We start from the raw sequence: 23,798 nt of genomic DNA, 5'->3' as shown, positions 1-23,798 counted from the left end.
GCGCTGGAAGACCGATACGAACCCAAAGACAGACGTTTGAAAGGAAGACCAAAATGTCCCTGAAGATCCGGCTCGCCCGTGGCGGCGCCAAGAAGCGTCCCTATTATCGCATCGTGATCGCCGACGCCCGTTCGCCGCGTGATGGCCGCTTCATCGAGAAGATCGGCACCTTCAACCCGCTTCTCGCCAAGGATTCGGCCGAACGCGTCGTGCTCGACGTGGAGAAGGCCAAGGCCTGGCTCGAAAAGGGCGCCCAGCCCACCGACCGCGTCGCGCGCTTCCTCGACGCCCAGGGCCTGCTGAAGCGGGAAACCCCGTCCAACCCCAAGAAGGGCGAGCCCGGCAAGAAGGCCCAGGAGCGCGCCGCCGAGCGTGCCAAGGCCGCCGAAGCTGCGGCTGCTGCCGCTGCCGCCGGCACGGAAGCCTCCGCCGAGTGAGGCTTTGCGCCGGGCCCAGCGTCCGGCGCGCTAACGACCCGGCAGGGCGCTTCCACCTTCGGGAAGCGCCCCCGCCTTTCTTCGCCCGGACCGCCCGGCGATCTGGCAGAAGCATTCCATGACAGACCAAATCCTGATCGCCCGCATCGGCGCGCCCCATGGCGTGAGGGGCGAGGTGCGCCTGTTCGCATTCGGCGAGGACCCCCTCGCCCTGCGGCGCTACAAACTCTCCACGGCCGCCGGCAAGCGGATCCGCATCCTGTCCCTGCGCGAGGCGAAAGAGCATTTCGTCGCCCGCATCGACGGCGTCGCCGATCGCACCGCCGCCGAGGCCCTGACCAATACCGACCTGTTCGTGGCCCGCGCCGACCTGCCCCCGCCGGAAGAGGACGCCTTCTATCATGCGGACCTGATCGGCCTCTCGGTGGAGGACGCGGCCGGCACGCGCCTCGGCGCCGTGACCGCGCTGCACGATTTCGGCGCCGGCGACATTCTCGAATATTTGCCGGAGGGCGGCGGCAAAACCCGCCTCGTACCCTTCACCAAAGCCGCCGTCCCGGTTGTGGACCTCGCCGCCCGGCGGGTCGTGGTGGTGGAGGAGGCAGAGGACGAAGACGCGCCTGAGGGCGCCGAGGACGATGTGGAGGAAGGCGAGGAATAGGCGCCATTTGACGCCGCCGTCCGCCTCCCCCATCACAACGCCATGATGTTTCGCGCCTCCGTCCTCACGCTCTATCCCGAGATGTTTCCCGGTCCCCTCGGCCATGCACTCGCCGGCAAGGCGCTGGCGGCGGGGTTGTGGGAGTTGGAAGCGGTGCAGATCCGCGATCATGCCCGCGACAAGCACCGCTCGGTGGACGACACCCCGGCGGGTGGCGGCCCCGGCATGGTGATGCGCGCCGACGTGCTCGCCGCCGCCATTGATGCGGTCTCGCCCGAAGGCGATCTGCGCCCGCGCCTGCTGATGACGCCGCGTGGCCGTCCGCTGACCCAGGCGCGCGTGCGCGACCTCTCCGCGGGTCCGGGCGCGGTGATCCTGTGCGGCCGCTTCGAGGGCGTGGACGAGCGCGTGATCGCCGCCCGCCAGCTGGAGGAGATCTGTGTCGGCGACGTGGTCCTGTCCGGCGGGGAAAGCGCGGCGCTGCTTCTGCTCGACGCCTGCGTAAGACTCATTCCCGGCGTCATGGGCAAGATCGAGAGCGGAACGGACGAGAGCTTCTCCGCCGGCCTGCTGGAATATCCCCAATACACCCGCCCGCAGCTGTTCGAGGGCGCGCCGATCCCCGAGGTGCTCACCAGCGGCGATCACGCCCGCATCCGCGCCTGGCGTCGGTCGGAAGCGGTAAAGGCGACGCGCGCCCGCCGGCCCGATCTGCTCGGCCCGGACGATCAGGACGGCATGTGAGGCGGAGCTTGCGCCCGCTGCGCGTGTGACGCCTGCATGAACAAAGGGCATGACAGGCGAAGCGTTCTGCGGTATAGCCGCGCCGTCCCCCTAATTTAAAACGACACGATGTGGCGCCGGGGCAACCCAGTCCTCGGGCTGGCGGCGTATGGCGACCGCATGAAAGTTGGTGACACATGAACATCATTCAGACCCTCGAAGCAGAACAGGCCGCCCGCCTCGCTGAAAAGCGGCCCACCCCGGACTTCCAGCCCGGCGATACCGTGATCGTCAATGTGAAGGTCGTGGAAGGCGAGCGCACCCGCGTGCAGGCCTATGAAGGCGTTGTGATCGCCCGTAACGGCGGCGGCCTCAACGAGAGCTTCACCGTCCGCAAGATTTCCTACGGCGAAGGCGTGGAACGCGTGTTCCCGGTCTATTCGCCGTTGATCGATTCCATCAAGCTGGTGCGCCGGGGCAAGGTGCGCCGCGCGAAGCTCTATTATCTGCGCGACCGTCGCGGCAAGTCCGCCCGTATCGCCGAGCGTACCGATCGCCGCGACGAGAGCGGCAAGAAGATCAAGTCCGCTTCGAAGTGAGACCTCGCCGAGCCTGAAGGTTCGGCTTGCTTTTCAACGCCGTCGGGCTCGCCCGGCGGCGTTTTTTATTGCCCTCGATCCGATCGACGGCCAGCGTGGGGCAGTCCCGCGACAAGGCTTCTGGGTTAGCATCACCGGCATGAAACGCTTGGCCTTGATCCCGCTCGCCCTCGCCCAGGTCATGCTCGCCCGGGTCACGCTCGGCGTGGTCACGCTCGCTTTGGTCGCTTTCGCCACGCCGCTGGCCGCCCAGACGCCGGACCGATGCGCGGCGGGCGTGATTGTGGCGAAGGATGTCGCGGCCGGGGGGATCGTGCGCGATCTGATGGTGAATGGCCAACAGCAGCGCCTTGTCCTGCTGTCGCCGCCCGCGCCCCGCGCAACCCTCGTGATGCTGCCCGGAGGCACTGGCAAGATCGGCATCCGGTGCGATGGGACCTTCGCACACCCCGCTAATTTCCTCGTGCGAACCCGCGCGCTGTGGCTTGCGCGCGGATATGCGGTGCTGATCCCAGACGCTCCCGTCGACCGCACCCTGCGCGGCCGGCGCAGCACTCCGGCCTATGCGCAAACGGTGCGCGCGCTGGTCGCCTTCGCCCGGGACCATGCGGACAGACCGGTATTTCTCGTGGGAACCAGCCAGGGCTCTATCGCCGCCATGAACGGGGCGGCCACGCTGCGGCAGGGGGAAATCGCCGGAGTGGTGCTCACGGAATCGGTCTCGCGCCTCGGCGCGAGCGGGGAAACCGTGTTCGATGCCCATCCCGAGGCGGTCACTGTGCCCGTGCTGGTGGTCGCCAATGCGGACGACGGCTGCTTCGTCGCGCCGCCGCAGGATGCGCCGAAGATCGCCGCGCACCTCACCACCGCGCCATCCGCGCAGGTGCTGAACCTCTCCGGCGGGGTGCTGAAGAGCAAGCCCTGCGGCTCGCTGTCGCCGCACGGCTATTATGGGATCGAGGACAAGGCGGTCGCGGCGATCGCCGCGTGGATCGACGCGCAGCTGAAATAGGCGAGAGCCAATCGACATTCATGGCTTGACGCTGTTCAGGAGAGAAACGTCATGCACGGGCTTGTCCCGTGCATCCACGCGGCACCGCTGGCACCGGCTCTTCAAAGCCCGCACAGTCGGCCCGGCGTGGGTGGCCGGGACGCGCCCGGCCATGACGACCGGTGAAAGAAAGACAATCGCGCGCACCCAACGTCAGGCGCCTCGAGACACCTCGCCGCTGAATGTCGATCGCGCTCTAGCCTCAGCCCGCCGCGTTTTCCAGCAGGCGGGCGAGCAGGCCCTGGGGGTCCGCCTCGAAGGCCTGCCGCACCCGCGCGAGCGCCGCAGCGCCGCCGCCGCGATGCCCGGCGCCTCCCACATGCATCCAGGTGTCGGCGAGAAGATACGGCTCGCGCCCACCCGCTCCATCACCGAGATAGACCTCCCGCGTCTGCGCCTGGCGCATGTCCCCGAGGCGCATCCGCCGATAGAGGCGATGCCAGTTCTGCCCGCCGGTATCGAGGGTCAGGGGGGTGTCGGTGCCGAAATCCAGGTCCATCTCGGCGGTGGCGGCATAGTCGAACACGCTGTAGCCGGGCCACAGGAACCAGCAGCCGAACCGTGCGCCATGGCGCACCATGCCATAGGCCGGCTGGCTGGCGACGCGGTCGGCGAAATCGTCGATCGCCAGCGGCACGAGGTCATGGTCCAGCAGCGCGAACACCTTGGGTTCGGTCGGCCGGATGAGGTTGTGATAGATCCAGTTCAGCGCCACCGCATGGCTGCGCGACCCGTTGGAGCTGAAGCGCCCGAGCGGCGCGGGCGGGAGCGGGCAATAGATGTGGCCGCGTTCGGCGCACACGGCTGCAATGCGCGCGCGGGCCTCGGGCTGATTGGAATTGTCGCACACCACCAGCGGCGTACCCGGCAGGAACCGCGCCATGGCTTGCGACAGCAGCGCCACGGCTTCCGGCAAGTTGAAGGCGACGGTGAAGGCCAGCGTGCCGCCGCGATGCGCGGCAAGTGCGCGCTGCACCTCGTCCTGGCCCGGGACGCGGAAGCGGCGGTAGATGCGATCCACGAGAATGTTGCGCCCGCGCCTGGCGCCATGCGCCAGCGGTGCGGCCCGCACCCATTCCAACGGTGAATAATCTCTCAAGGCGCGCATGGAGCCGCGTTTTCGCGGCGCGGCCGCCCGCCGTCAAGGCGCAGATTGTAAGCGAATGTCACCGCTCAGCCCCCCAACTTCGGCAGCAGCAGCTGCCTCAGGCGCGCGGGGTCCGCCGGACGCGACGCATTCTGCGTCACGCCGTAAAGGCGCACCTCGCCCGTGCCGTCGGCGCGGGGATAGGTTCCGAGCAGGTTGAAATCTCCCGGCGCAGCCTCAAGCGCGGCGCGCAACTGCCGGGTCTGGGGCACCGCGGCGGCGCCGGGCGCGGTATCGAGCACCACGAACGCCACCGCGCTGTCGCCCAGCATGCCTGCGGTGGCACGGGCGGTCGCCTGAGCATCCCCGCCGGGCACGGGCTCCGCCGCCAGAAGGCGCCGCGCGGGCACCACGAAGGCGGTGCGGGCGGCATCGTGCTGGGCGATCGCGGCGATCAGCGCGCCTTCGCCCTTTTCGTCCGCCGCCACCAGGATCAAAGGGGCGGCGGCGCCCCGGTCGAGGATCGCGCGCGCGGCGGGGAGCATGCCGATGGGTGGCTTCGAGAGCGGCGTCAGCAGTGCCGGCAGGGCGGCAAGCAGCATCACCATGGACACCATCAGCCCGGACAGAATCGGCCATCCCGTGGTCAGAAGGCCGATCAGGCTCATGCCGCCATAGGCCGCGAGCATCACCAATGGCACCACCGCCGGCAGGAGATGGCGGGCCTCCGGCGCGAGCGGCACCATCACACAGCCGATCAGCACCGCCCCGGCGAGCGCGGCGAGGGCGGCGAACAGGCTGGCGGAGGGAGTTCCCTCCCGCCAGTTGGCAAGCACCGCCGACAACGCGCCGAATCCGGCCAGGGCAAGGATCAAAGCGGTGAGGCCGGCCGTCAGCGCCGTGCCGTAGAAGGGCACGGCCATGCGCGCGAAGCCGGCGCCCCATCCGCCGGCGAAATGCCCCGCCACCAGCGGATAGGTGCCGACGATCCAGGGGCCGGCCAGCACCAGCATGAGCGCGTAGGGCAGATAGAAGCCGGCGCGACGCATCAGCGTCAGCCGCCGGGCGGCCAGGACGCCGAGCGGCGGCACCAGACCCAGCGCGATCATGCCGAAATCGGTGAGCATGGCCGCGCTCGCCAGCAGGCCGAACCCAGCCGCGGCGCCCCAACCTCCGGTCTCCAGATAGCGCCAGAAGGCGAGCATCGCGAGAAAGGCGAGCAGCGCCGCCGGCATATCCAGCGAAACGACCAGAATCGCCTCCCGCAGCGGCGTCAGGGCGAGCAGCACCGCGCACACCGCGACCCCCGGCAGCGGGCCGAGCTGGCGCGCGGTGACGAAGCCCGCGCTCACCACCAGGATCGCGGCCATCAGGCAAGGCAGCACCAGGGCGGCGGGCGTGGAGGGCGACACCGCCAGGAACCAGGCGCCTTCCAGTAGATAATACAGCGGCGGATTCAGCCCCAGCGCGACGCGCGGATAATGCAGGAAGAAGGTCTCGATGAAGGCGAACAGGGGCGGAAAGTGCGCACGGGCGTAATCGGCGAACATCAAGCCGGTGACATAATGCCCCGCCTCCTGTGCCTCGGTCGCGGAAAACTCCGCGAAATAGGCGCCGGAGGCCCGCTGAAGAAGCGCCAGCAGCACCAGGAGAAAGGCCGCGAAAATTGCGAACAGCAGCGCTTGAAGGGCGGAGCCCACCAGCGCCCTGATCCGGTCGTCCCCGCCCTTGTGCGCCACGAACACCCCCGCGTCACGAAGCCCCTTGCCTAAAGGCCGCGAGGGCTTTCTAAAGTTCGGCAAGGGCGCCGTCCATGCCCGTGCGGAGCAAAGCCATGAGCGCGATCCAAACCTGGTTTGGCGGTTTTGCCTGGGGCGCCGTGTTCGGCATCGTCGGCGCCACCACGGCCGGAATCGTGCTGTTCCGCCCGGACATCGTCGAGCGCATCACCATGGAACGCCCGGCCGCGCCCGCCGGACAGGCGGTGGCCTCCGCTCCGCCCGCGCCGGCGCGCCCGCCGGAGCTTCGCCCGGCCCCCGCGGCGGCGACCAGCGTGGCGCCGAAACCCGCGACACCGCCCACAGCCCAACTGCCGGTCGCAGGACAGGCCGCCCCCGGACCGGCGGCGAAAAGCCCGCCCTTCATCATCAATTCGCGCACCACGGCGGCGCTGGAACAGGCCTTCACCCCGCCCCGCGCCTTCGCGCGCAATGACGAACTGGTGGTGCGCGGGCGCAACATGAATGCCGAGCCGGTGGACTTCAACCTGCGCATCGACGATGCCAAATCGAGCAATTGGAACAGCCGCTACAATCGCACCGACACGGTCGCCCCGGGGCCGTTCGAGGTGCGGGTGCCGTTCGACGGCATCACCACCTCCGGCAAGGCGGAGCTGGACATCAATGCCATCGTCCGCATCGTCGTGTTCTCGCAGAAGGGCGTGCTCGATATCGACAGCGTGCAGATCGAGACGCAGAAGGCCGCGCCCACGGCCGGCCAATCCTGGCTGCGCGGCGCGAAGACCACGGCCGAGCAGGAATTCAGCCCCGCCCTTTCGGTCGCCGCGAACCAGGGTTTCATCCTCTCCGGCACCAACCCTTCGGACAAGCCGCTGACCGTGAACCTGCGGGTGGACGACGCGGCGTCCATGGATTGGAACTCGCGCGCCCAGACCAGCCTCAGCGTGCCGCCCGGCCCGTTCGTGCTGCGGGCGCCCGCCGCGTCCTGGATCACACCCGCCAAGACCCTGCTCGACCGCACGAACATCCGTCGGGTGGTGGTGTTCGTCACCGACGGTCCGGGCCCTGTCACTCTGAGCGAACTGCGGCTCGACACGCTCACACCCTGAGCATCGCCCACGGCCGGGCCCTCAAACCCCAAGCCTCAATTCGAGACGCGCGCTTGAGCGCCAGGAGCTGTGCGATGGGCAGGCTGCATGTGTGGGCGGGCGGCTTCGGATGGGGCGTCCTGCTCGGCCTCGTCGGCAGCGCGGCCGTCGGCGTGCTGGTGTTCCGCGCCGATCTCGTGGGCGGGTCACGCACCGCCGCTCCGGTCCAAACCATAGCGGACACCGGCGCGCCCGACGCGGACCCGTCCGCTCCCTTCCTCACGACCGCCACCACCACCGCTCAGCCGCTGGAACTGCGGTTCGACCCACCCCGCGCGGTGCCGCCGGAGCAGGACCTGGTGATCCGCGGCAGCAACGCGACCGGCCGTACGCTGCAACTGGTGCTTTGGATCGAGGACGCCCAGTCCGTGGATGGCCTGTCGCGGTTCAACGACGAGCATGATCTCGCCCCCGGCGCGTTCGAATGGCGGGTCCCGCTCGGCGCGCTGCAGACGCCCGGCGGCGGCCGCCTCGACCCCGCGGCGCTGACCCGCCTGCTGCTGTTCACGCCCGAGGGCGAGCCCGCCGCCACGCTCGCCTCCCTCATCATCGCCCCGCCGGTGCCCGCCGCGCCGGCCGAACCGCCGCCACCACCGCCGGCGTTCGCGGGCGTGCCGGATGGGCGCAGCTGGCTCGCCGGCGCGCGCACCACGGCGGTGCAGGACTTCGCCACTCCGGTGGCGTTCGACGCGGAACAGGAAGTGGTGGTGCAGGGCGACAACACCACCGGCAAGCCGCTCACAGTCAATCTGCGCATCGACGACGTCTCTTCGACCGACTGGCATTCGCGCGGCTCGGCGGTGCAGACGGTGCCGCCCGGGCCGTTCGTGCTGCGCTCCCCGGTCTCCTCCTGGGTGACGCCGTCCAAGCGCCGGCTCGATCGCACACAGATCAAGCGCCTCATCGTGTTCGTGAATCCGCCCCAGCCAGGGATCGCGCTCGGCGACGTGCATGTGGAGAATGCCAATCCCCTGCCCCAAGGCGCCCTCGGCCTGAGGTTCGCGCCGACGCCCGACATCGCGGTGCCGGGCTTTGAAACCGTGCTGCCCAACGATCCGCGCCTCAGCCCCGGCGCTGGCGCGCTGGTGCGCACCCAGAGCGATCCCTTGCTGTCGAGCGGCCTCAACGGCATCCGCACCATCACCGTGCCCTGGACCCGCAGCACCACCGCCACCGTATCGCTCTGGACCGAGGACCAGGGGGAATGGGAATATTTCCCCCATTCCCTGAACCGCACCATCACCATCGACGGGCAAGTGGTGCTCGACAAGCATTACACCCCGGATGAATGGATCGACCAAGTCTATCGGCGCGGCCTGTGGAAGGAAGCGATGATCGACGGCGATCCCTGGTCGGTCTATGCGCGCGACCGGGGCGGGCTGGTGACGGCCACCGTGCCCGTCGTGGACGGCAAGATCGTGGTGGAGCTGGCCTCCGACCAGCCGCCGAACAATGGCTATATCGCCGCCATGGTGATCGCGCCCGGCGCCAGCACGGCCGCCGTGGACGCGGTGGAGGCCTGGCGGCGCCAGCGCTATGGCGAGCGCTGGCCGGTGCTCGACAAGCCGGTGGACCCGGCGCTTGCCAAGGGCGTCACCCTGCGCGTGCTGCCCGTGGGCACGCCGCGCAGCCAGCATCCCTTCTGGCGCGCCGACCTGCCGGTGGAAACCCGCGTGCGCGCGGCGCGCGGCAGCCTCGTGTCGGTGGATTTCCTCGCGCTCTCCAATGTGGACGACCTCTCGGCCAATGTGTCCGTTTCTGCGCCGAACGGCATCACGCCACAGGTGCGCTGGGGCAAATGGACCTATATGCGGCGCGGAGTCGGCGAGAATGCCCTCGCCATCACCTCCGACGTGCTGGAGGGCGACCTCTCCTTCCTGCGCATCGCCAGCGGCATTCCGCGCCGGCTGAACGTAACGCTCACCGTGCCGGCCGACGCGCCCGCCGGCCCGCTGCCGGTGACGCTGACCCTCGATATCGCTGGCACCCAGGTCTCGGCGACGGCGGTGGTTGACGTGCTGCCCCTGGCCTTGCCGCAGATCAGCGATCCGATCGGCTATTATCTCAACGCGCCGCCCTATGAAGCCTGGTTCCGCCCCACGCCCGACCAGGCGGACCGGGAGATGGCCTGCGATTATGCCGCGCTGCGCAGCTTCGGCATGACCGGCATCTCGCCGGATCTCGTGACACCGACACCGGCGCAGCTGCCGCGCTACCTTCAGCAGACGCGCCTCGCGCGCGACGCCGGCTTCCGGCCGCCCTTCCTCGACTATACCTCCGTCAAGCGCCTGGACGCGGCCGCCGGCACCGCCGCGATGGCCGCCGATGTCGCAGCCGCCGAGAGCCAGCTTGCCGCCGCCGGGCTGCCCGCGCCGCTGTGGGCGATCACCGACGAACCGGCGGACGATCCCGCCGGCATCGCGGCCTTGCAACGGGTGCACGATGCCCTCCAAGCCCGCGCGCCCGGGGCGAAGCGCGCCGGGCAGCTCAACAATCCCAGCAATCGCAAGCTGCTGGGCCTGTTCGACACGGTGCTGGTGAATTTCGGCTATGGGGTGAGCGCCGCCGGATTTGCGGAACTGCAGGGCCGCGGCATCACTCCCTGGCTCTACAATATGCTGGATTATCGCGCCGCCGCGGGGTTCCTGTTCTGGCGGGTGGGCGCGCACGGCTATCTGCAATGGCACGCCCGCGCCTTCACCGCGGATCCGCGCGACCCGACGGACGGGCGCGAGAGCGAATATGCCATCCTTCCGCTCAGCGCGAGCCGCTGCCAGCCGGTGGCGACCGTGGACGCCCGGCTGATTGAGACGGCCGACGGCATGGGCGACCTTCAATGGCTGCACTGGCTGGACGCGCGGGCCGTGGGCGACCCGGCCGCCAAGGCGCTGCGCGACGAACTGTTCGCCGCCATACCCGCCGATTGGCAGGCCTATGCCCAACACCCCCCGGAACTTTTTGCACTGCGCAAAAGGATCATGGACTTCGCCGCGGCCACGGTTGAAAAATAGCGCGAGGGCGGCGCCCTGGCTTCAGGCCGGCCCGGCTTTTTTACAAATGGCTCCAGCCCACGGATCCCATGGCCAGTGATCTGAACCTGCGTATCGTGATCGTTGACGAAAGCCCGGTGCGCGCGGCCATCCTGAGCGAGGGTCTGCGCGAGGCGGGCTACGTCAACGTGCTGCGCGTCGAGGGCCACAAGAACCTGCTGGAACGCATTTATGCGATTGATCCGGACGTGATCCTGATCGACCTGGAGGATCCAAGCCGCGACACCATCGAGCAGATGTTCCAGATGAGCCGGGAGGTGAAGCGCCCCGTGGCCATGTTCGTGGACCAGTCCGACGGGAAGACCATCGAGGCGGCGATCGCCGCCGGCGTCGCGTCCTATGTGGTGGACGGGCTGCGCAAGGACCGCGTGAAGCCGATCCTGGAAACCACCATCTCCCGCTTCCGCGCCTTCGCCCGCCTCAGGGAGGAACTGGAGGAGGCGAAGAGCCAGCTCGAGGAACGCAAGCTGGTGGATCGCGCCAAGCTGATCCTCATGAAGATGAAGAATATCGACGAACAGGCGGCCTACGGCCTCATGCGCCGGACCGCCATGAACGAAAAGAAGCGGATGGTGGACATCGCCCAATCCGTCATCACCGCCGCGGAGATGTTGCGATGAGACGCCTTGCCATGGGGTTCATTCCCCTCACCGATGCCGCCGTGCTGATTGCCGCCGCAGAGCGCGGCTTCTCCATGGCCGAGGGGCTGGAGATCGACCTTCACAAGGAGGTCTCCTGGGCCAATATCCGCGACAAGGTGAATGTCGGCCTGCTCGACGGCGCGCACATGCTGGGCCCGCTGGCGATCGCCTCCTCGCTCGGGCTCGGCCATGTGCGGGTGCCGCTGGTGGTGCCGTTCGCGCTCAATCTCAACGGCAGCGCGCTTACCATCGCCAAGGATGTCTATGCCGAGATGGGCGACACCGGCATCGACCTGTCCACCGCGCCGGCGGCGGCGCGCGCACTTGGCCGGGTGGTGGCGCAGCGCCGCGCCGCCGGGCGCGACCCCCTGATCTTCGCCTCGGTCTACAGCTTCTCCACCCATACCTATCTGGTGCGCAATTTCCTGAAAGCCGGCGGCGTCGATCCGGACCGCGACGTGCGCCTCGTCGTGATCCCCCCGCCCTTCATGGCCGAGAGCCTGCGCAATGGGCTGGTGCACGGCTTCTGCGTCGGCAGCCCCTGGAACAGCGTCGCGGTGGATGCCGACGTGGGGCGCATCGCCGTGCTTGGGGCGGAAATCTTCGGCTGGGTGCCGGAAAAGGTGCTGGGCGTGCACGCCCGCTTCGCCAATGCGGAATCCGACGTGCTGCATCGTCTGGTGCGGGCACTCTATGCCGCCGCGCGCTGGTGCGAGGACCCCGCCAATCATGAGGATCTCGCCCGCCTGCTGGGCGAGCCGCGCCATCTCTCCCTGCCCGCCGACGTGCTACGCCGGACCCTCGATGGACGGCTCCATACCGCGCCGGGCGGCCCGTTGCGGGCGCACCAGGATTATCTCGTCCTGCATCGCGACGGCGCCAACCGGCCCGAGCCGGACCATGCCTTGTGGATGTACAGCCAGATCGTCGAGGCCCACCAGGGTGAATGGGGGGCAGATGCGGCGCGCGAGGCGATCTCGGTCTACCGGCCGGATATTTTCGACCATGCCGTGGGCCATGCGCCGGTGCACCACACCGCCGAACCCGACTGCGTGGCAACCCGGCTCGGGGCGCCCTTCGATGCCGCGCGTTTTCTCAAATCCGGGCCGGACGACGCCGCGCAAGGATAGCGATTACACGCTCCAGCGCGCCTTGCGCGCCCCAGGAGCACGCTCAATTCCGCATCATTTGCCCGGATTCTTCGCACCGCACTGGCGCATAGTGCGCCTGCACAAAATTTTGGCATACAAAATCCAAAGCAAATACAACGCCCTTCCGATCGTCTGTGTCTGGCACGCATCTTGAATAGATAAGTTCCAGACGCGGCCAATGATGTCCGCGTCAAAAAATTCGTCCCACTGACGGGACATTCAGCAAAGCCGCTGACACCGATGGCAATCGCCATCGTGCTGTCCGCGGCTTTTTTCGTTTCTGACCCGTCACAGATGCCGACCAGAGGGGAACCAGAATGACCGAGTTTTCGACCACCCGGCCCGGCCAGTCCGCCGCCCAGAACGACCAGCCCGCCTCTCCGGCGCGCCGCTCGCTGCTGAAGAGCAGCGCGGCCGCCCTGGGCGCGGCGGCGCTGTTCGATGCGGTGCGCATGACCTTTCCGGGCGGCGTGCCTTCCGCTTATGCGGCCGAGGGGCCGGAGACCAACAAGGCGGTGCTCGGTTTTATCGCTCTGACCGATGCCGCGCCCTTGTTCGTCGCAAAGGAAAAGGGCCTGTTCGACAAATACGGCATGACCGACGTGACGGTCGCCAAGCAGGCCTCCTGGGGCACCACCCGAGACAATCTCGTGCTCGGCTCAGAAGGCAACGGCATCGACGGGGCGCACATCCTGACGCCCATGCCCTACCTGATCTCCGCCGGCAAGGTGACCCAGAACAACGTACCCACCCCCATGTATATCCTGGCGCGGCTCAACCTGAACGGCCAGTGCATCTCGGTGGGGCAGGAGTATTTCGACCTGAAGGTCGGGCTGGATACCAAGCCCTACAAGGCCGCGCTCGAGCAGAAGAAGGCCTCCGGCAAGGCCGTGAAGGCCGCCATGACGTTCCCGGGCGGCACCCATGACCTCTGGATCCGCTATTGGCTCGCCGCCGGCGGCATCGACCCGGACAAGGACATCGAGACCATCGTGGTCCCGCCCGCCCAGATGGTGGCCAACATGAAGGTCGGCACCATGGATTGCTTCTGCGTCTGCGAGCCGTGGAATGAGCAGTTGATCCACCAGAAGATCGGCTACACCGCGCTGACCACCGGGGAAATGTGGAAAGACCATCCCGAGAAGGCGTTCGGCATGCGCGCCGCTTATGTGGACAAGAACCCCAAGGCGTCCATGGCGCTCCTGAAGGCGGTGATGGAAGCGCAGATGTGGTGCGAGAAGATGGAGAACCGCGAGGAAGCGGCGGCCATCTGCGCCAAGCGCCAGTGGATCAACGTGCCGGTCGCCGACGTAACCGACCGCATGAAGGGCAAGTTCGACTACGGCACCGGCCGCGTGGTCGAGAAGAGCCCGGTCATGATGAAGTATTGGGCCGATTCCGCCTCTTATCCGTATCAGAGCCACGACCTCTGGTTCATCACCGAGGATCAGCGCTGGGGCAAGTTCGAGCCCGACTATGACGCCAAGGCGCTGGTCGCCAAGGTGAACCGCGAGGACCTGTGGCGCGAGGCCGCCAAGGCGCTGAACGTGCCGGCCAGCGAGATCCCCACCTCCACCTCGCGCGGCATCGAGACCTTCTACGACGGCAAGGTCTTCGACCCGGCCAATCCGGGCGCCTATCTCGCCAGCCTCGGCATCAAGCGCATCGCCTGATCCGCGCGGCGCCCGGCCTGGCACCGGGCGCCCCTGCCTCTGCCCTTTTCCGGAGTGAGCCGATGACCACACCCGCCTTGAAATTCCCTGCCCCGGACGCCCCCGCCCCTGCCCGCGCGCCGCGTGCAACGGTGGTCGCCATGCCGAGCCCGAAGCGCAAGCCGCTCACCGCGCGCCTGCGGCCGGTGCTCGGCATGATCGCGGCGAATGTGGTGCCGCCCTTCATCGTCCTGGTGCTGCTGGTGGGGCTCTGGCAGGTGCTGTGCAGTTCGCCCACCTCGCCCCTGCCCGCACCCTCGTCGATCCTCCAGAATTCCTGGGAATTGATCTCCAACCCGTTCTATGACCGGGGCGGCCTCGACAAGGGCCTGTTCTGGCACATCCTCGCTTCGCTCCAGCGCGTCGCCATCGGCTATTCGCTGGCGGCGGTGGCCGGCGTGGGCCTCGGCACGCTGATTGGCCAGTCCACCTGGGCCATGCGCGGGCTCGACCCGTTGTTCCAGGTGCTGCGCACCGTGCCGCCGCTGGCCTGGCTGCCGCTCTCCCTGGCGGCGTTCCGTGATGGCCAGCCGGCAGCCATCTTCGTGATCTTCATCACCGCCATCTGGCCGATCATCATCAATACCGCAGTGGGCATCCGCAATATTCCGCAGGATTATCGCAACGTTGCGGCGGTGCTTCGGCTCAATCCGCTGGAATTCTTCGTCAAGATCATGATCCCGGCCGCCGCGCCCTACATCTTCACGGGCCTGCGCATCGGCATCGGCCTGTCCTGGCTCGCCATCATCGCGGCCGAGATGCTGATCGGCGGCGTGGGCGTGGGCTTCTTCATCTGGGATGCCTGGAACTCGTCGCTCATCGGCGACATCATCGTGGCGCTCATCTATGTCGGCATCGTCGGGTTCATCCTCGACCGCATCATTGCCGGCATCGGCGCCTTCGTCACCCGCGGCACCGCCGCAGCCTGAGGAGGCAGCCATGAGCGCGTATCTGAAGCTCGATCATATCGACAAGACCTATGTGCGCGGCGGCACGACCTCCCAAGTCCTGAAGGAGGTCACGCTGGAGATCGAGAAGGGCGAATATGTCTCGATCATCGGCCATTCCGGCTGCGGCAAGTCCACCTTGCTCAACATCGTCGCTGGCCTCACCTCCGCCACCTCAGGTGGGGTGATCCTGGAGGGGCGCGAGGTGAATGCGCCGGGTCCCGACCGCGCGGTCGTGTTCCAGAACCATTCCCTGCTGCCCTGGCTCACGGTCTACGACAACGTCCGCCTCGCGGTGGACAAGGTGTTTTCCGGCACCAAGTCGCGGTCCGAGCGCGATGCATGGACCTTGCACAATCTCGAACTGGTGCAGATGGTCCACGCCAAGGACAAGCGCCCGGGCGAAGTGTCCGGCGGCATGAAGCAGCGGGTCGGCATCGCCCGCGCGCTGGCCATGGAACCCAAGGTTCTGCTGCTGGACGAGCCGTTCGGCGCGCTCGACGCGCTCACCCGCGCCCATCTCCAGGACAGCGTGATGCAGATCCACGCGACCCTGGGCAATACCATCCTCATGATCACCCACGACGTGGACGAGGCGGTGCTGCTCTCCGACCGCATCGTGATGATGACCAACGGCCCTTCCGCCCGCATCGGCGAAGTGCTGACGGTGGATCTCGCCCGGCCGCGCCGGCGGCTGGAGCTGGTGGCCAATCCCATCTATCTCAAGGCCCGCGAGGCGGTGCTCAAATTCCTCCACGAGCGGCATCGCTTCGTGGAAGCGGCCTGAGCGGAGGACGCCCCATGACCCCCGCCCAGATCGAACAGATCCAATCCTCCTTCGCCAAGGTCGCGCCCATCTCCGAGCAGGCGGCGGCGCTGTTCTATGCCCGCCTGTTCGAAATCGCCCCGCAGGTGAAGCCCCTGTTCAAGGGCGACATGACCGAGCAGGGCCGCAAACTGATGGCGACCCTCGCCATCGTGGTGAAGGGCCTGACGAACCTCGAGGCGGTGGTGCCGGCGGCACAGGCATTGGCCAAGCGGCACGTGGCCTATGGGGTGAAGGACGAACATTATCCCCCCGTCGGCGCGGCCCTGTTGTGGACGCTGGAACAGGGCCTCGGGGCCGATTTCACGCCGGAAGTGAAGGACGCCTGGAGCGAGGCCTATGGGCTGCTGTCCTCGGTCATGATCGCCGCCGCGGCGGACGCGGCGCCGGCCCCGGCCGAGTGACGATCATGCGCGCCCCGCTTCTTCCCCTTCGCATTCCAGCCCCCTTCCCCCTTGTGGGGGAGGGGTGGGGTGGGAGGTATGGCGCCGCCCGGATCACCTGCGCCGGGTTCGGCGGAGAGCGCACCGCCCTCCCCAGCCCTCCCCCAAAAGGGGGGAGGGAGGTTTTGGGGCGCGGGGGCGACAGAGCTTGGGAAAACAGCCCCCTTACCCCGACCCTTTCCGCCTCGGGGAGAGGGGGCTGCCCTCTGAATTGCGACACACTCGCCCCCATCGAGGGCGCACACCATGGCTGAACCCCTCGTCATCATCGGCAACGGCATGGCGGCCGCCAAGCTTTGCGAAGAGCTGGCGCAGCGTGCGCTGGGGCGTTACGCGGTGGCGGTCGTCGGAGCCGAGCCGCAGCTGGCCTATAATCGCGTGCTGCTCTCCGACGTGCTCGCAGGCAAGATCGCGGTGGCCGATGCGCAATTGAAGCCGGCCGCCTGGTGGCGCGACCGGGGCGTCACGCTGCTCTACGGAAATCCTGCCACCGCCATCGACCGCGCGACGAACACCGTCGCGCTCGCGGACGGCGCTCGCCTGCCGTATCGGCATTTGGTGCTCGCCACCGGCTCGCATCCCATCCGCCTGCCGGTGCCGGGCATGGACCTGCCGGGCGTACGCACCTTCCGCGATCTCGCGGACGTCGCCGCCCTGATGGATGCGGCGAAGCCCGGCACGCGGGCCGTGGTCATCGGCGGCGGCCTGCTGGGCCTGGAGGCGGCCGCCGGCATGGCGGGCGCGGGGGCGCAGACCACCCTTGTCCACCTCATGGACCGGCTGATGGAACGCCAGCTCGACACCCGCGCGGGCGCCCTGCTGCGGCAGGCCGTGGAAGCGCGCGGCATCGAGGTGCTGCTCGATGCCTCCACCGCCGGCGTGGAAGGCACCGACCATGTCACCGGCCTGCGGCTCGCCGACGGCCGGTTGATCCCGGCCGATCTGGTCGTGGTGTCCTGCGGCGTCAGGCCGAACGCCGATCTCGCGCGCGCCGCCGGGCTCGCCTGCAATCGCGGCGTCCTGGTGGACGATACCCTCGCAACGAGCGATCCCGCGATCCACGCCATCGGCGAATGCGCGGAGCACCGCGACGCCGTCTATGGCCTCGTGGCACCGGCCTATGAGCAGGCGCGGGTGCTCGCCCGCCGCTTCGCCGGGGAGAATGCGCTTTATGAGGGCAGCGCGGTCGCGACCAATCTGAAGGTCTCGGGCGTGCACGTCTTCTCCGCCGGAGACGTCACCGGCGGCCCCGGCACGGAAGACATCGTGCTTACAGATCGCGCCCGCGGCGTCTACCGGCGGCTGATCATCAAGGACGGGCTGCTGATCGGCGCCGTCCTCTGCGGCGATACGGCCGACGGCCTGTTCTATCTCGACCTGATCACGAACCGCACCCCGATCGCGGCCATGCGCGCGGACCTCGCCTTCGGGCCGGTCGCGCACGATGCCGCGGCCTGAGGAGAAGAAACATGGGCGGCGATTTCACCATCGACCAGAAGCGCTATCTCGAAGGCTTCGTCTCCGGCGCCCAGGTGGCGCGCGTGGCACGTGTCCCCGGCGGGGCCGCGCCGGCCGCCGAGCCCACCGGCCCGGATGCCGCGAGCCTGGCGGCCATGGCCCGCACCGAAGCCGAGGGCAAGAAGCTCTCGCCGGAGGAGAAGGCCAAGCGCGAGGAAATGGGCCTCGACAGCTATGCCCGCATGAAGGATGCCGCACAGGCCGGCGAATTCCCCAAAGGGCAGGACATTTTGCGCTGGAAATACAACGGCCTGTTCTATGTCGCCCCGGCGCAGGACAGCTTCATGTGCCGCATGCGCATGCCCAACGGGATTCTGACGCATTGGCAGTTCCGCGGCATCGCCGATATCGCCCGCGACCATGGCGGCGGCTATTGCGACGTCACCACCCGCGCCAACCTGCAGATCCGCGAGATCCCGGCCGCCGACGGCATCATCCTGCTGGAGAAGCTGGTGGACCTCGGCCTGACGGCGCGCGGCACTGGCGGCGACAACATCCGCAACGTCACGGGCACGCCCACCGCCGGCATCGACCCGCAGGAATTGCTGGACACCCGCCCTTATGCGCGGGAATGGCACCATTACATCCTCAACACCCGCGCCATGTATGGTTTGCCGCGTAAGTTCAATGTGGCGTTCGACGGGGCCGGGCGCATCGGCGCGCTGGAGGACACCAACGACATCGGCTTCCAGGCGGTGGAGGTGCGCGAGGGCTACGGCGCCGCGCCGGGCGTGTGGTTCCGCCTCGCGGTCGGCGGCATCACCGGCCATAAGGATTTCGCCCGCGACACCGGGGTGATCCTGGCGCCCAGGGACGCCACCCGGATCGCCGACGCGATCGTGCGCGTGTTCATTGATGCCGGCGATCGCACCGACCGCAAGAAAGCGCGCCTCAAATATGTGCTGGATGCCTGGGGCTTCGAGAAATTCCTTCTCGCCGTGGAAGAGAAGCTCGGCCAAAAGCTGCAGCGCATCCCGGCCGAAGCGGTGCTGCCGCGGCCGCAGGCCGACCGCATGGCCCATCTGGGCGTGCATCCCCAGAAACAGGTAGGGCTGAACTGGATCGGCATCGGCCTTCCCGTCGGGCGCATCACGGTGGCGCAGATGCACGCCCTCGCCGATCTCGCTGTACGCCTGGGCGACGGCGATATCCGCCTCACGGTGTGGCAGAATCTGCTGCTGTCCGGCATTCCCGATGCCCGGGTGGAAGAAGCGAACGCCGCGATCGCCGCCATCGGCCTCACGGCGGAGGCGAGCGCGCTGCAGGCCGGTATCGTCGCCTGCACCGGTTCGAAAGGCTGCCGCTTCGCCGCCGCCGACACCAAGGGCACGGCCCTGGCCATCGGCGCCCATTGCGGCCCCCGGGTCGCCTTGAGCGAACCCGTGAACATTCATGTCACCGGCTGCCACAACAGCTGCGCCCAGCATTATATCGGCGACATAGGCCTCATCGGCGCGCGTGTGGCTGTCAATGACGAAGGCGACACGGTGGACGGCTATCACCTGCTGGTGGGCGGCGGGTTCGGTGCCGATGCCGCCATCGCCGAGGAGCTGTTCCGCGACGTGAAGGCGGAAGACGCGCCGGTGCTGGTCGAAAAGCTCCTGAAAACCTGGCTCGCCCATCGCGCGGCCGGTGAATCCTTCGCCGCCTTCACCCGCCGCATGGATGGGGCAGAGCTGAAATCCCTCGTCGCCGCGGAGCCCGTGGAATGACCCTCCAGACCCGCCCGCCTGTCGTGCCCTTCCTGCCGGAGAGCGCCCCCTTCACCGCCGAGCAGCGCTCCTGGCTCAACGGCTTCTTCGCCGGTGTCTTCTCCTCCGACGTCGGTGCGACCAGCCTCTCCCCGTCCGAAAGCGCGGCCCTGCTCGGCGGCGCTCCGGCCGGCGAAGAGGACGACGGCGCGCCCTGGCACGATGCCTCCATGCCGCTCGACGAGCGCATGAAGCTCGCCGAGGGAAAAGCCTTGCCCCGCCGCATGATGGCGGCCATGGCGCAGCAGGATTGCGGCCAGTGCGGCTATCTGTGCGAGAGCTATTCCAAGGCCATCGCCGATGGCACCGAGGCCAAGCTCAATCTGTGTGCGCCGGGGGGCAAGGAAACCCTGCGCATGCTCAAGCAGCTTGCCGCCGAGATGGACGGCGCCCCGGCGACCCCGCCGGCGGGTGCCGTGCCGGCGCAGCCCGCCGCAGCGCCCCCCTCGGCCCCCCTCGGGACGCGGGAAAATCCCGGCGAGGTGGTCTTCCTCGGCCGCTCGCGCCTGAACAAGGCCGGCTCGGAAAAGGAGACTTGGCATGTCGAGTTCGACCTGACGGGCTCGGGGATCGAGTATCGCGTCGGCGACAGCTTCGGCCTGTTCCCTGTGAACGATCCCAATCTCGTGGACGCGGTGCTCGCCGCGCTCCATGCGCCAGCGGATTTTCCCATCAACGAGAAGACCCTGCACGACGTGCTGGCGCATGAGGTGTGCCTTGGCGCGGCGCCGGACGCGCTGTTCCACCTGATCTCCTACATCACCGGCGGCGCGCGCAAAGCCAAAGCGAAGGCGCTCGCGGCGGGGGAGGACCCGGACGGCGATGCCGCCACCCTCGACGTGCTGGCGGCGCTGGAAAAATTCCCCGGCATCCGGCCCGACCCGGAAGCCTTCGTCGAATGCCTGGAGCCGCTGCAGCCGCGCCTGTATTCCATCTCGTCGAGCCCGCTGGCGACCCCTGGCCGGCTCTCCCTGACGGTGGATGCGGTGCGCTATGCCATCGGCTCGCGCACCCGCCACGGCGTCGCCTCCACCTTCCTTGGCGGGCGGGTGCCGGAGGGCACGCGGCTGAAGGCCTATATCCAGAAGGCGCACGGCTTCGCCTTGCCTGAAGATGCCTCCCGGGGCGTCATCATGGTGGGGCCGGGCACCGGCATCGCGCCGTTCCGCGCCTTCCTGCACGAGCGCATGGCAGCACGGGCACCGGGCAGGAACTGGCTGTTCTTCGGCCATCAGCGGCGCGACAGCGATTTCTTCTATGAGGACGAGCTTGCCGGCATGCAGGCGGCGGGCTGCCTGACACGGCTGGAAACCGCATGGTCGCGGGACGGCGCCGAGAAGGTTTACGTTCAGGACCGCATCCGCGAGCATGGCGCCGAACTGTGGTCCTGGCTCCAGGAGGGCGCCCATTTCTATATCTGCGGCGATGCCAAGCGCATGGCGAAGGATGTGGAACTGGCGATAGCCGATGTGGCGGCGCTTCACGGCGGCATGGATCTTGAGAAAGCCCGCGCCTTCATCACCGACCTGAAGAAGGCCGGCCGCTATCAGGCTGACGTTTACTGAGAAGGCGCCGGCCATGAACGCTCTTCCCTCCGCCCCCGCGATCGCCACCACCTGCCCCTATTGCGGGGTGGGATGTGGCGTGAAGGCGACCCCAGACGGACGCGGCGGCGCCTTGATCGCCGGCGATGCGACGCATCCCGCCAATCTTGGCCGCCTGTGCTCCAAGGGCGCGGCGCTGGGCGAGACGCTGGAGCGCGACACCCGCCTGCTGCATCCCATGATGCGCGGCGCCGCTGGCGGGCTGGAAGTCGCATCGTGGGACGCCGCGCTCGACCGGGTGGCGGATGGCTTTCGCGATATCGTCGAACGCCACGGCCCGCAGGCGGTGGCCTTCTATCTCTCCGGCCAATTGCTGACCGAGGATTATTACGCCGCCAACAAGCTCGCCAAGGGCTTTCTCGGCACCGCGAACGTGGACACCAATTCGCGCCTGTGCATGGCCTCCTCGGTCGCCGGGCACAAGCGGGCCTTCGGCTCGGACACCGTGCCCGGCGCCTATGAGGACCTGGACGAAGCGGACCTGATCATCCTCACCGGCTCCAACACCGCCTGGTGCCACCCGGTGCTGTTCCGCCGCATGGTGGCGGTACGGGCGGCGCGCGGCACCAAGCTGGTGGTGATCGACCCGCGCCGCACCGCGACGGCTGAGGAAGCCGACCTGTTCCTGCCGATCGCCCACGGCACCGACGCGGCTTTGTTCTCCGGCCTGCTGGTGCATCTGGCCGATACCGGCGCGCTCGACCCCACCTTCATCGAAGCCCACACCGAGGGCTTCGCGGCCACCCTCAAGGAGGCCCGCACCCTAGCCCCGGACATCGGCGCCACCGCCGCCGCGACCGGGCTGATGGACCATGAGGTTTCAAGTTTCTTCGAGATGTTCCGGGCCACGCCGTGCGTTGTGACCTGCTATTCGCAGGGGGTGAACCAGTCGGCGGTGGGCACCGACAAGGTGAACGCCGTCCTCAATTGCCACCTCGCCACCGGGCGGATCGGCAAGCCGGGCATGGGGCCGTTTTCGCTGACCGGCCAGCCCAATGCCATGGGCGGGCGGGAGGTGGGCGGGCTCGCCAACCAGCTCGCCGCCCACATGGGCTTTTCCGCTCCCGAGGTGGACCTTGTGCGCCGGTTCTGGGACGCGCCCGCCATCGCCGCCGCCGAGGGACACAAGGCGGTGCAGATGTTCGACGCCATCGCGCGCGGCGAGATCAAGGCGCTCTGGGTCATGGGCACCAACCCCGCCGTGAGCCTGCCGCAGGCGCGCGAAGTCCGCGCCGCGCTCGGCAAGCTGGACCTGTTCGTGCTGTCTGAAAACGTGCTGGGCAACGACACCGCCGCTTGCGCGCCCCATGTGCTGCTGCCGGCCGCCGCCTGGGGAGAGAAAGACGGGACCGTTACCAATTCCGAGCGGCGCATTTCGCGCCAACGGCCCTTTCTGCCCTTGCCGGAGAAGGTGCGGCCGGACTGGTGGGCGCTCGCCCAGGTCGCGGCGCGCCTCGGCCACGGCGCCGCTTTCGCCTGGCGCAGCCCGGCCGATATCTTCCGCGAGCATGCCGCCCTCTCCGGCTTCGAGAACGGCGGCACACGCGATTTCGACATTTCCGGCCTCGCGACGCTCTCGGACGCCGAATATGAGAGCCTGGCGCCGGTGCAATGGCCGGTGCCTGCCGGTGGGCGGGAGGGACGCGCGCGCCTGTTCGCCGAGGGCGGCTTCTTCACCCCGAGCGGCCGGGCCCGCTTCGTGACGCCGCTGCCGGTCGCGCCCGCCGCCCGTGCCGGCCAGCCCTTCCTGCTCAACACCGGCCGGGTGCGCGACCAATGGCACACCATGACGCGCACCGGCCTCAGCCCACGCCTCGCGGGGCATATCCGCGCCCCGTTTGTCGCCATCCATCCCAAGGACGCGGCCCCGCTCGGCCTTGAGGATGGCGCGCTCGCGCGTGTCATGTCCGCCCATGGCACGGCGACGCTCGAGGTGCGGATCGACGCCGGACAGCAGATCGGCACCCTGTTCGCGCCGATCCATTGGAGCGATGCGAATGCCTCGGACGGTGCCGTGGGTGCCCTGGTGCACAAGCGCACCGACCCCCATTCCGGCCAGCCGGACCTGAAGGCGACGCCGTCCACCCTCGCCCCGGCGCCCATGCGCAGCCGGGGATTCCTGCTCGCCCGCAGCTTTATGGATCTCGCGGCCTTTCCTTTCCCTGCGGGCTCCTGGTGGGCCCGCGCGGCGCTGGACGGTGGGTTCGGCTGGCGCCTCGCGGGCGCGGGCGGACCGCAGGATTGGGCCGACTGGGTGGAGCACCTGGAGCTGCCGGAGGACCGTACGGAGCTCATCGACCTTCCGGGGGGCCAGTATCGCACCGCCGCCTTCGATGCGAACGGGCGCCTCATGTTCGCGCTGCTGATGGGGCCGCCCGATGCCCCCCAGGCATGGGACGCGCTGGCCGGGCTGCTGGCGGAAGAGACGGTTTCCCTGCAAGACCGCCGCATCCTTCTCTCCGGCCGGCGCGCCGGCGCGCAAGGCCCTTGCGGGCCCTTGGTCTGCGCCTGCTTCGGCGTGCCGCGCGGCGCCATCATGGAGGCCATCGCCGCCGGCGACCGGGATGCCGCCGCCATCGGCGCACGGCTCAAAGCCGGCACCAATTGCGGCTCCTGCCTGCCGGAGATCGGGCAGATCCTGCAGGACGCGCGCGTACCGGCCTGACCGCCCGGCGCGACGCGAGCGGGGTGAGAAATGCAAAAGGCCGGG

At 68.6% G+C, this 23,798-nt stretch carries 19 protein-coding genes; 17 read left to right on the top strand and 2 right to left on the bottom strand.

Going from position 1 to position 23,798, the window contains the following annotated elements; genetic code table 11:
* Positions 1-53: 53 nt before the first annotated feature.
* From rpsP to V5F78_RS00590, 5 genes are all read left to right on the top strand, one after another.
* On the top strand, positions 54-437 hold the full coding sequence (gene rpsP / locus V5F78_RS00610) for a 30S ribosomal protein S16 (RefSeq protein WP_394072071.1): 384 nt from the start codon (positions 54-56) through the stop codon (positions 435-437).
* 118 nt (positions 438-555) lie between these two features.
* Complete coding sequence (gene rimM / locus V5F78_RS00605; protein WP_394072072.1) at positions 556-1,098, top strand: ribosome maturation factor RimM; 543 nt, start codon at positions 556-558, stop codon at positions 1,096-1,098.
* Positions 1,099-1,140: 42 nt separating this feature from the next.
* A complete protein-coding gene (gene trmD / locus V5F78_RS00600; protein ID WP_394072073.1) occupies positions 1,141-1,842 on the top strand; it encodes a tRNA (guanosine(37)-N1)-methyltransferase TrmD in 702 nt (233 codons plus the stop codon).
* Positions 1,843-2,018: 176 nt separating this feature from the next.
* On the top strand, positions 2,019-2,420 hold the full coding sequence (rplS, locus tag V5F78_RS00595; protein ID WP_348847469.1) for a 50S ribosomal protein L19: 402 nt from the start codon (positions 2,019-2,021) through the stop codon (positions 2,418-2,420).
* Between the two features lie 139 nt (positions 2,421-2,559).
* Positions 2,560-3,432: an alpha/beta hydrolase gene (locus V5F78_RS00590; RefSeq protein WP_394072074.1), complete on the top strand. Its 873-nt coding sequence runs from the start codon at positions 2,560-2,562 to the stop codon at positions 3,430-3,432.
* Between the two features lie 241 nt (positions 3,433-3,673).
* Here V5F78_RS00590 and V5F78_RS00585 read toward each other — a convergent pair whose 3' ends face one another.
* Positions 3,674-4,579 (bottom strand): hypothetical protein, encoded by a 906-nt coding sequence (locus tag V5F78_RS00585; RefSeq protein ID WP_394072075.1) that lies wholly within the window; start codon positions 4,577-4,579, stop codon positions 3,674-3,676.
* 65 nt (positions 4,580-4,644) lie between these two features.
* Positions 4,645-6,297: a glycosyltransferase family protein gene (locus V5F78_RS00580; protein WP_394072076.1), complete on the bottom strand. Its 1,653-nt coding sequence runs from the start codon at positions 6,295-6,297 to the stop codon at positions 4,645-4,647.
* 95 nt (positions 6,298-6,392) lie between these two features.
* Between V5F78_RS00580 and V5F78_RS00575 the strand changes: the two genes are divergently transcribed.
* The 12 genes from V5F78_RS00575 to V5F78_RS00520 all read left to right on the top strand — a co-directional run bounded on the left by V5F78_RS00575 (position 6,393) and on the right by V5F78_RS00520 (position 23,753).
* On the top strand, positions 6,393-7,406 hold the full coding sequence (locus V5F78_RS00575) for a hypothetical protein (protein WP_394072077.1): 1,014 nt from the start codon (positions 6,393-6,395) through the stop codon (positions 7,404-7,406).
* Between the two features lie 74 nt (positions 7,407-7,480).
* Positions 7,481-10,456 carry a hypothetical protein gene (locus tag V5F78_RS00570; RefSeq protein WP_394072078.1) on the top strand — a complete coding sequence of 992 codons (2,976 nt, stop codon included), beginning with the start codon at positions 7,481-7,483 and terminating at the stop codon, positions 10,454-10,456.
* Between the two features lie 68 nt (positions 10,457-10,524).
* Positions 10,525-11,115 (top strand): ANTAR domain-containing response regulator, encoded by a 591-nt coding sequence (locus V5F78_RS00565; protein WP_394072079.1) that lies wholly within the window; start codon positions 10,525-10,527, stop codon positions 11,113-11,115.
* Positions 11,112-12,266, top strand: coding sequence for a CmpA/NrtA family ABC transporter substrate-binding protein (locus V5F78_RS00560; RefSeq protein WP_394072080.1), 1,155 nt, complete (start codon positions 11,112-11,114; stop codon positions 12,264-12,266). Before V5F78_RS00565 ends, V5F78_RS00560 begins: the two co-directional genes overlap by 4 nt.
* A gap of 338 nt (positions 12,267-12,604) precedes the next feature.
* Positions 12,605-13,960 carry a CmpA/NrtA family ABC transporter substrate-binding protein gene (locus V5F78_RS00555; protein ID WP_394072081.1) on the top strand — a complete coding sequence of 452 codons (1,356 nt, stop codon included), beginning with the start codon at positions 12,605-12,607 and terminating at the stop codon, positions 13,958-13,960.
* A gap of 62 nt (positions 13,961-14,022) precedes the next feature.
* Entirely contained in the window at positions 14,023-14,928 is a 906-nt protein-coding gene (gene ntrB / locus V5F78_RS00550; RefSeq protein ID WP_394072082.1) for a nitrate ABC transporter permease, read from the top strand.
* A 10-nt stretch (positions 14,929-14,938) separates the two neighbouring features.
* Positions 14,939-15,733 (top strand): ABC transporter ATP-binding protein, encoded by a 795-nt coding sequence (locus V5F78_RS00545; RefSeq protein ID WP_394072083.1) that lies wholly within the window; start codon positions 14,939-14,941, stop codon positions 15,731-15,733.
* Between the two features lie 14 nt (positions 15,734-15,747).
* Positions 15,748-16,176 carry a globin family protein gene (locus V5F78_RS00540; protein ID WP_394072084.1) on the top strand — a complete coding sequence of 143 codons (429 nt, stop codon included), beginning with the start codon at positions 15,748-15,750 and terminating at the stop codon, positions 16,174-16,176.
* Between the two features lie 285 nt (positions 16,177-16,461).
* Entirely contained in the window at positions 16,462-17,673 is a 1,212-nt protein-coding gene (locus V5F78_RS00535) for an NAD(P)/FAD-dependent oxidoreductase (protein WP_394072085.1), read from the top strand.
* 11 nt (positions 17,674-17,684) lie between these two features.
* Positions 17,685-19,445, top strand: a complete 1,761-nt coding sequence (locus tag V5F78_RS00530) for a NirA family protein (RefSeq protein WP_394072086.1) — start codon at positions 17,685-17,687, stop codon at positions 19,443-19,445.
* Entirely contained in the window at positions 19,442-21,049 is a 1,608-nt protein-coding gene (locus V5F78_RS00525; RefSeq protein WP_394072087.1) for a sulfite reductase subunit alpha, read from the top strand. Before V5F78_RS00530 ends, V5F78_RS00525 begins: the two co-directional genes overlap by 4 nt.
* A 13-nt stretch (positions 21,050-21,062) precedes the next feature.
* Positions 21,063-23,753, top strand: a complete 2,691-nt coding sequence (locus V5F78_RS00520; protein ID WP_394072088.1) for a nitrate reductase — start codon at positions 21,063-21,065, stop codon at positions 23,751-23,753.
* Positions 23,754-23,798: the final 45 nt, after the last annotated feature.

This window comes from Roseixanthobacter glucoisosaccharinicivorans, from assembly GCF_043195095.2.
Taxonomy (GTDB): Bacteria; Pseudomonadota; Alphaproteobacteria; order Rhizobiales; family Xanthobacteraceae; genus NCEH01.
Note: the sequence above shows the minus strand (reverse complement) of the source record. Positions and strands in the feature narration are given on the sequence as shown.